Source organism: Nocardioides sp., from assembly GCF_036405735.1.
Lineage (GTDB): Bacteria > Actinomycetota > Actinomycetes > Propionibacteriales > Nocardioidaceae > Nocardioides.
In genome coordinates, this window is sequence record NZ_DASWXC010000019.1 from 1 (window position 1) to 8,327 (window position 8,327).

General features: G+C 69.1%; 8 protein-coding genes. 3 read left to right on the forward strand and 5 right to left on the reverse strand.

Annotated elements, in window-relative coordinates:
• Positions 1-271: 271 nt before the first annotated feature.
• From VGE38_RS03640 to VGE38_RS03650, 3 genes are all read left to right on the forward strand, one after another.
• The gene (locus VGE38_RS03640) at positions 272-700 is read left to right on the forward strand and encodes a CHRD domain-containing protein (RefSeq protein ID WP_331141179.1); all 429 of its coding nucleotides are present in this window, start codon (positions 272-274) and stop codon (positions 698-700) included.
• Between the two features lie 136 nt (positions 701-836).
• On the forward strand, positions 837-2,204 hold the full coding sequence (locus VGE38_RS03645; protein ID WP_331141180.1) for an NAD(P)-binding protein: 1,368 nt from the start codon (positions 837-839) through the stop codon (positions 2,202-2,204).
• 95 nt (positions 2,205-2,299) lie between these two features.
• Positions 2,300-2,710, forward strand: coding sequence for a hypothetical protein (locus tag VGE38_RS03650; RefSeq protein WP_331141181.1), 411 nt, complete (start codon positions 2,300-2,302; stop codon positions 2,708-2,710).
• Between the two features lie 30 nt (positions 2,711-2,740).
• On the opposite strand, the gene VGE38_RS03655 is transcribed toward VGE38_RS03650, so the two are convergent.
• The 5 genes from VGE38_RS03655 to VGE38_RS03675 all read right to left on the reverse strand — a co-directional run bounded on the left by VGE38_RS03655 (position 2,741) and on the right by VGE38_RS03675 (position 7,913).
• The gene (locus tag VGE38_RS03655; protein WP_331141182.1) at positions 2,741-4,504 is read right to left on the reverse strand and encodes a PxKF domain-containing protein; all 1,764 of its coding nucleotides are present in this window, start codon (positions 4,502-4,504) and stop codon (positions 2,741-2,743) included.
• A gap of 193 nt (positions 4,505-4,697) precedes the next feature.
• The gene (locus tag VGE38_RS03660) at positions 4,698-4,838 is read right to left on the reverse strand and encodes a hypothetical protein (protein ID WP_331141183.1); all 141 of its coding nucleotides are present in this window, start codon (positions 4,836-4,838) and stop codon (positions 4,698-4,700) included.
• 62 nt (positions 4,839-4,900) lie between these two features.
• Entirely contained in the window at positions 4,901-5,890 is a 990-nt protein-coding gene (locus VGE38_RS03665; protein WP_331141184.1) for a nuclease-related domain-containing protein, read from the reverse strand.
• Positions 5,891-6,337: 447 nt separating this feature from the next.
• Positions 6,338-6,994, reverse strand: coding sequence for a hypothetical protein (locus tag VGE38_RS03670; protein WP_331141185.1), 657 nt, complete (start codon positions 6,992-6,994; stop codon positions 6,338-6,340).
• Positions 6,995-7,376: 382 nt separating this feature from the next.
• On the reverse strand, positions 7,377-7,913 hold the full coding sequence (locus VGE38_RS03675) for a hypothetical protein (protein ID WP_331141186.1): 537 nt from the start codon (positions 7,911-7,913) through the stop codon (positions 7,377-7,379).
• Positions 7,914-8,327: the final 414 nt, after the last annotated feature.

Sequence of the window (8,327 nt, forward strand, 5' to 3'; positions counted from 1 at the left end):
TCCGCGACCTCGTCATCGACCCCGACCGCGACTACCAGCCCACCGGAACACCCGCCGACACCACCCGACCGACCCCGAAATGACAACTCCCGGACCTACCAGTTGTAGGTCCGGGAGTTTCCGATGTCCTGAGACATCACATCGAGATGAAGGAGAGCACATGAACCGACAGGTGCTGCGGCTCGGCCTCGCCGCTGCCGCAGCTGGACTAGTGGGAGCAACCACGATGATCACGGCCGCCCAGGGCGACGACCGGAACCATCATCGATCGATGACCGTGCGTGCCGTCCTCAGCGGCTACAACGAGGACCCGGCGGCGCTGTCCACGCCCGGACGCGGGTACTTCCGCGCGACCATCGACTGGCGCAACCAGGAGATCGACTACGCGCTGCGCTACGCGAACCTGCCGACCGCGGTCTCGCAGGCGCACATCCACTTCGGCCGGCCGTCGCAGTCGGGCGGGATCAGCGCCTTCTTGTGCACGAACCTCGGGAACGGTCCGGCCGGCACGCCGACCTGTCCGGCCTCGGGCACCGTCAAGGGCACCATCACCATGGCTGCCGTGGTCGGTCCGGCCGCGCAGGGCATCGCGGCGGGCGAGTTCCGCGAGCTCGTCGACGCCATCAAGGCGTACGCGACGTACGCCAACGTCCACACCACCCAGTACCCCGCCGGCGAGATCCGCGGCCAGCTGCGCTGACCCATCGGACTCTCGGGCAGAACGGAGGCCTGCGCCTCAGGTGAGACGCGCGCCGGGACGCCGGCCGCGGCGGCCGCGGCCGGCGTCCGGTCTCTGCGGATCCCCACGAGCCCTCGGCCGGTCGTAGGCTGCTGGGGTGAACCGCGTCATCGAGGCGGACTACCTGGTCGTCGGCGCCGGCGCCATGGGGATGGCGTTCACCGACACGCTCGTCGAGCACGCCGAGGCGCGGGTCGCGATCGTCGATCGGCGCCCCGCCCCGGGCGGGCACTGGCTGGACGCCTACCCCTTCGTGCGCCTGCACCAGGCCTCGGCCTTCTACGGCGTCGCCACCACCCTGCTCGGCGGCGGTCGGATCCAGGAGACCGGGCCCGAGGCCGGCCTGCAGGAGCGGGCGTCGCAGCCCGAGATCGTCGCCTACTACGCCCGTGTGCTCGACCGGATGGTCGGCTCGGGCCGGGTGAGGTTCCTCCCCGAGAGCGAGTACGCCGGCGGCGCCGTCGTCTCGCCCGGCACGGGTGAGCGGCTCGCGGTCCCGCCGACGTGCCGCATCGTCGACTCCACCTACCTCTCCCCCGCGATCCCGGCCGAGACGCCGCCACCCTTCGACGTCGCTCCCGACGCCCGGGTCATCGCCCCCAACGACCTCCCGGGCTTGGCGGACGCTTCGAGTCCGTACGTCATCACCGGCTCGGGCAAGACCGCCACCGACGCGATCGTCTCCCTGCTGATGCACGGCGTGGATCCCGACGCGATCTGCTGGGTCCGCCCGCGGGATCCGTGGATGTTCAACCGCGCGGTGGTGCAGCCGGATCCGGCCGTCTTCCTCGGCATGGCCGCCGACATCATGGAGTCGGCCGCGTCCTCGCCCTCGCTCGACGAGCTCTTCCTGCGACTCGAGGAGCGCGGCGTCATGCTGCGCATCGACCCGGCCGTCACGCCGACGATGGCGAAGACCCCGACGCTCGCCACCTGGGAGCTCGAGCTGCTGCGAACGGTCGAGAACGTCGTACGCCGCGGGCACCTCCGGTCGGTCTCGCGCGGCAGGCTGGCCTTCGACGACAGCACGGTCGCCGTCGCCCACGACGCCCTGGTCGTGCACTGCGCCGCCGACGGCCTGCCGCTGCGACCACCCGTCCCGGTCTGGCAGCCGGACCTCATCACCCTGCAGCCGATCCGCACCGGCTTCCCGTGCTTCGGGGCGGCGCTCATCGGGTACGTCGAGGCGACCCGCTCCGACGACGCCGAGAAGAACCGGCTCTGCCCGCCGTCGACCTACGGCAACAGCCTGCCGGACTGGGCCCGGATGAACGTCCTCGGCGCCCGGGCCGCGATGTCGTTCTCCGCGGAGCCCGACATCAAGGCGTGGGCCGACACCGTCGCGCTCAACCCGGCACGGGTGCCGCCCGACTACGGCCCCTCGCCGGCACTCGACAGCGCACGTCAGCGGCTGGCGGCGTCCACGCCGGCTGCGCTCGACCGCTTCGCGGCGCTGAGCAGCTGAACACCCCACCCCCCTGGGGCGAGGGTTGCTACCGGCGACGGCGTGCGCAAAGGTGAGTCACCGCGTGCGCCGCACCGGTGGAACGGAGGTGCACGGTGTCCCTTGCGACCGAGGTGCTGCTGGTGAGCGGCGTGGCCCTGGACCTGGTCGGCGCGGCCGTGCTGTCCCATGCCCACAACGCCGAGTCGATCGTCGAGCTGCGCGAGGAGATCGGCGACGAGGGCTCCGCAGTCGGTGAGCCAGACGCGATCTCGACCCACGCCCAGCTGCTGGCCGAGAAGCGGATCGGCTTCCTGCTGCTCACCGTCGGCCTGCTGCTCTACCTTGCGGGACTCGTGGTGAAGAGCCCCGAGCACGTGGGGATGATGGCGGCCATCGGCGCCGGCGTCGTCGCGCTGGGGATCGTGGTCAGCGTGACCTTCACCCGCATCGCCGGCCGGCGCATCCACGAGCAGGCCCGCGAAGCCTCGCGGCGGCAGGACCCGGACGCACTGCCGGAGCAGTAGGCGTCCGGGGCCTGCCGGCTCGCGGGGCGACTACTTCAGCTTGAACAGCGCCGGACCGCGGGTCTGGCCGTCGTTCGTGGTGACCGTGACGGCGTAGCAGCGACCGGCACCGGCCGGGGTCTTCCAGTTCTGCACGAACTGGCCGGCCGTGGCGTCGTACCGCAGCGCGGTGCCACCGGTGGTGGTCACCTCGACCGCGTCGCTGAGCGCGGTGCCGAGCGAGGCGCAGCTGACCTCGCGGACGCTGAACTGGGCGATGGCCGACGTGCTCGTGAGCTCCGCGGCGCTGGTGAAGACCTCGAACTTCAGCGGCACCGTGCTGCCCGCCTTCACGGTGTTGAGGACGTTGCCCATGTCGACCGGCGAGTAGAAGCCGGAGAAGCGGTAGGGCATCACCGTGTAGGTCACCGAGGCGGTGCTGGCGTTCCCGGCCACGTCGTGGGCGGTGGCGGTCACGGTGTGGCTGCCGACCGCGGTGCTGTAGCCGGTCACCACGCAACCGGCGTCGCCGGAGAGCGCGTCGGTGGCGGTGCAGGTGGGCTCGGCGGGCACGCTGCCGAAGTCGTACGACGCGCCGTCGGTCAGCGTGCTCAGCACCGGCGTGCTGGGAGCGGTCTTGTCGAGCTTGACGGTGGTCGCGGCGGCGCTGCTGGTGTTGCCGGCGGCGTCGCTGCAGGTGCCGGAGACGCTCCGGCCGTCGGTGTCGGTCTCGGTGTCGACGAGGACGGCGTCGGTGCAGCGCGCGACACCGCTCGGGCCGTTGTCGCCGTTGTCGGTGAAGCTGACGGTGACGTCGGTGTTGTTCCAGCCGGCGGCGTTGGGTGCGGGCAGAGCCGTGACGGTGGGCACGTCGGGTGCGGCGCCGTCCTTCTTGAGCGTGACGCTGACCGGGTCGCTGGACCCGCCGGCGCTGGCGGCCTGGCAGGTGTACTCGGTCGCCGCCTGGTCGTCGGTCACGGTCGTGTCCTCGCAGCCGGTGAGCACGAGCGAGCTCGGCGAGTCGGCCTCGGTGACGGTCCAGTCGAGGGTGACGGCGTTGCGGTACCAGCCGTTGTCGCCGTCGGCGGCGGCCGGGGTGAGCGTGTAGCCGACGACCGGGGCGGTGGCGTCGACGATCGAGTAGGTCACCGAGCTGCTGGCCTGCAGGCCGCCGCCGTCGGTGTAGGAGCAGCTCGCGGTGCGGCTGCCGATCCCGTCGGCGGCGTACGGACTGGCGACGGCGCTGAGCGTCGCGGCGTACGACGACGGCCCGTCCTCGGCGTCGGCGACCTCGCAGGTCGCGGCCGGGACGGAGCCCTTGGTGTACGACGCACCGTCCGTGACGCCGGCGATCGTCAGCGTGGGCGCGGTGTTGGCCGGCGGGGCGGCGTCGACGGTGAACGTCGCCCGGGTCAGGTCGAACGTCGCGCCGGTGGTGTTGGCCGTCTGACGGGCCGAGACGGTGGCGGTGCCCTCCGCGTGCGGCGTGACGGTCAGGAGCTTGGTGTCGGAGCAGGCGGTGAACGTCACGCTGCTCGGCGACACGGTGGCCACACTGGTGTCGGAGGAGGCGATCGCCAGGGTCAGCGTCGTGGCGGCGGTCAGGTTGCAGCCGTTCTTGCCGTCACCGTTGCGCGGGGTGACGGCCAAGGTCGTCGTACCGGCGTCGCCGCCCACGTTGAGCGGCATCACCTCGGCCACCGCGTCGATCGTGGCGTCGAGGTCGTTCGAGATGTCGTCGGCGAACGCCCAAGGCGCCGTGACGGTCAGCAGCGGAAGCGCGGCACCGGCCGCGAGCACCCTCCGGAAGGACATGTGGGCTCCCCGATCGTTGGCGTGACGTCGCGGAACGGCTTGACCCGAGAAGGTCCGGCGACACCCGGAGCGGACCGGGCGCCCTGATCGTCTGCTGGCGCGCCTGCGTGGCAGGCGTGGTTCGTGCGGCGGATACCCCAAACGGGGTACGCCCGATCGGCGCTACCGCGCCGCGCCTGGCCGAGGCCTCGCCTCAGCGCCGGCGACCCTTGGCGCGCCGGGCCTTCATCTTGTCCATCGCCTCCCTGATGCGGCGCTGGTTCTCGGGCTTGCGTGACTCGTCGTAGAGCTTCTTGGCGATGCCGAGCGCAGCGGCTTTCCGGAGGATTCCCATGCGTGCTCGGTACCCGACCGGTGCCGTCCGCATCGGCTTCCCGGCGCTGGCTGCGTGAGACTTCAGCCGCCGCGCACCGCGACGAAGCCAGCCTTGGTGGCGGCGGCCGCGTCGACGAAGCAGCGGTCGGCGTCCACGGCGGCGTAGCGCCTCGCACCGGGCGCTAGGTAGACCTGCTTGCCTCTCGCATTGGTGAAGCCCTTCACGGGCGCGTTCGTGGGGCATTCGCCTGCGCGGGGTGCTGTCTCGGACTCGCCAGTCGTGGCGGTGCCGGTCACGAACCTCGAGACGAGCCACTCGGTCGCGGGCTCCCGTACCGCTGGCACGAAGGCGAAGGTCAGCGCCAACGCGGCAACGACGAGCTGCCCGACCGGCGCCTGCTTCTTCCTCGAGCGCCGCCGCCGGGTGGTGGACGCCGGGCGACCTGCAGCGCGACCGCCCCTTGGCGGCAGCCGCGTGGCGGCGTACGACGCAGGCTCGGCCATCGACCGCATGGACCCGTCCAGCTCGAGCCCGATGGACTGCCGCTCCTCGTCCGACAATGCGGCCGGCCGCGTCCTCAGCATGGTGAGAAGGTTCGACGTCGAGCAGATCATGACGTCCCGCGCCCAGCCGGCGAGCATGTCGTCGTCGCGCACAAAGCACAGGACAGGCAGCACCTGCTGAGGCGTGACGGTCGGGGCCAGCTGGCTGACCGCGATGGCGGCTTCGGCTGCCGCTGCCACGTCTCGGTCGCGTGCTCGGCCATTGACGCGGAGCACGTCCCCATCGACGCGAATCGAGCCGCTCCAGTTCTTGGAGTCGATCACGAAGACGCCGGGCGGCCCGACGACGATGTGATCGACATTGGCGAACTTGCGACCTGGCCATCGCAGATCGTGGAAGACGGTCCACTGATCTGGAGGTAACTGCGCCAGCACCGCCGCCGTCGCTGCCTCGCCTTCGGCGCCCTTCTCCCACCGCGCCGCCGAGTCGGCCAAGCGATCCGCGCGCTCGCGTTGCCGCCGTGCCCGCTCACCCGCAGACCAACCGGCCGGTGCCTGCTCGCTCATGCCAGCTCGACCTCGGACGCACCGCGGTCAGTGCCGCGCGGCTCGGGGACGCGGACCCGCCGTGTCTTCTGCGCTGCGGCGGTCCGAGCGGGACTCAGCGAGGGCTCACCCCGAACCACGGCAACGCGGACCGTCGCCGACGACGCAGGCGCTTCCTTGATGAGCCGACCCGAGTTCACTGCCATCACGGTCTCCTGCCACTGCGACTGGTGCAGGCAACGTAAAGCGACTCGCCAGCGCACAGGATCGAATGCCCGAACAATTGGGACTTTGGTCCCGAGCCCATCGATCGAGTTGGAGACGGGCTTCGTGAACACGTGTTTGGCGGTCTCTAGGCGAGATACGCGGCGGAGTGACGCGGGTCCGACGCGCGCGGACACTTGTGCCGACCTCAACGTTCCGCAGCTAGCACCGGAATGCCCACGCATACTGCTAGTGAACGCACCGTCACGCTGGTTCGACTGCCGACAGGCCACCAGCACCGGAGCGGTGCCACCACTTTCCAGCCGAATCGCGGAAGTCGAACTCGACTTCGAACGCGCTCGGCAGTTTGTGTTCTTCCGGATCCCCCAATGCAGTCAAATCAAGCAGGCCGGTCCGCATCAAGATCGTTTCCTTGGCCGGGGTCGCTGCTGGTTCGAGGACCTGAATAGAGAAGGGCGCTCTTGCGACTGACCCGCCGGTCTCGCGATCCTGCACCCAACCGCTGAGTTCATAGACGGGCAACTCGGATGCATTTCGAAGAGCCACGTCCAAGCCGAACATACCGATAATCTGATTAGTGCTTAAATTCCGAGCGACATGAATGGTCGACACCCATCCGGCCACGAGCCGGGCTTGGCCAGTTTCCTTGTCATGAGCCTGCTCGAAGAGAGCTCGCTGCTGGATGCGAAGTTGACGCCAAGCAGCTTGTCCCGCATACACCGCCGCGGCGAGTGCAGCGACCGTTGCGAGGGCGGAAACCCATTCAGCTGCTGAGCCGGCCTCAAGGTGAAAAACAGCCTGAATCGTGATCGCCACGCCGACGAACATCAGGCCGCCAACGGTCCAATCAAGCAACAGGGGGCGAGAAGGGCCGTCGCCTGGTTCCTTTCCCTCACTCACGCCGGCGACCCTACGGCATGCCTATCGTCGCGGTCCCGACCGTCCGGCCCTGCGAGGCGGCGGACCTGCGCCGAAACTGGGCGCGTCGTACCTGGCGGGAAGAGCGGCATGTCGGTCTACGCCGATGCCCACCGCGATCACCATCCGTTGGAGTCGGTTCCCTGCGAATTCGGTGTAAGGTCTCCCGTCGTCCCGGTCGCAGTTTGCCCGCCCGCAGGTGGCGGTATGACTCACCTCGTCTAGGCAGATCGGCGTGTCGCTCGACCGCAGGCTACTTGGCTTCCGACAACAACGGAAAGCCCCAAGCCTGACTTGTGGCGCAACTTCACAGGCTGGGCGTCCGCCCAGCCGAGGACAGGCTTCGAAGGTCCGTTCGGTTAGGTCACGTAACCTTTGGCGGACTGGACTTGTTGGCGATCATTGCCTGCAGACGCTCTAGTGCCTCGACCTTTCGTTGGGTCGTTAGCTTCAAGAGTTCGATTAGCGCTTCCATCAGGTAGCCCAACAGTGCCTCGATCGAAGCGCGCAGGATCTCTGCAGGCGGGTCGACCTTCGGGTTAGGGCGCTCGAACGGGATCTCATAAACATCGGAGAATGACTTGAGGTCAGCATCGACAGCGCGCGCAAGTTCCATGGCGGCGCTCGCGTCAGGTTCGAATGCAGGCGAGTGGGCCAAGCGATTTCGTAGGCGATTCAGGACACCGAAAGAAGCAAAGTCCGGCGTGTTTCCCTGCGCCAGCGCGAGTCCAAGTTTCGACGACCAAGAAAGCCGGCTGAGTTCGGGCCAGGCGTCTGGTACCTCTAGCTCGGCCTTGATCAACTCGACGATTATGGTCTCAACCCACAGGTGTCCTCGAAGAAGGACGGATACGGCGTCCTCAACAGCCAAGTGTCGCTGCATCAACTCAAAGTCCAACATGCTCGCCTGTTTGTCCTTCGTCGTTCGTCGCGGTCGAGTGGCGGCACGGCAGTGGCGCTGGGTGCAAGCCTAGGCAGGGGTTCCTCCATCGCGGGCTACGCGCGCGCCGCCTCAGCCACTGAGAGCCGACTCAGGTCTCACCGCAGCTTCACCGATGGATCGAAGCGGCCGTGCGTCTTCGCGGCGGAATGGGCGTCGCCCGTCCGCGCGGGCGGCCTCGCCATGACGTTGCCCTGATCCTGGGCCGCGACCCATGGAGCCACCGCACAACGGCCCCACCCCGGATCACACCTGATGGGCACTCGGTTTGGTCTCGATACGCTCGGTGGCGTCCGCTATTCAGCCTCCGAGATCGCTGGCGCTCGATACGCGACCAGCCTTATGGCGGCCGCAAACGGTGGAGCGCCACGGTCA

Bases quoted from the DNA above. Each gene is read 5' to 3' on its own strand.
- VGE38_RS03640 (WP_331141179.1), top strand. From the start codon at position 272: ATGACCGTGCGTGCCGTCCTCAGCGGCTACAACGAGGACCCGGCGGCG.
- VGE38_RS03655 (WP_331141182.1), bottom strand. From the start codon at position 4,504: ATGTCCTTCCGGAGGGTGCTCGCGGCCGGTGCCGCGCTTCCGCTGCTG.
- VGE38_RS03665 (WP_331141184.1), bottom strand. From the start codon at position 5,890: ATGAGCGAGCAGGCACCGGCCGGTTGGTCTGCGGGTGAGCGGGCACGG.
- VGE38_RS03675 (WP_331141186.1), bottom strand. From the start codon at position 7,913: ATGTTGGACTTTGAGTTGATGCAGCGACACTTGGCTGTTGAGGACGCC.
- VGE38_RS03660 (WP_331141183.1), bottom strand. From the start codon at position 4,838: ATGGGAATCCTCCGGAAAGCCGCTGCGCTCGGCATCGCCAAGAAGCTC.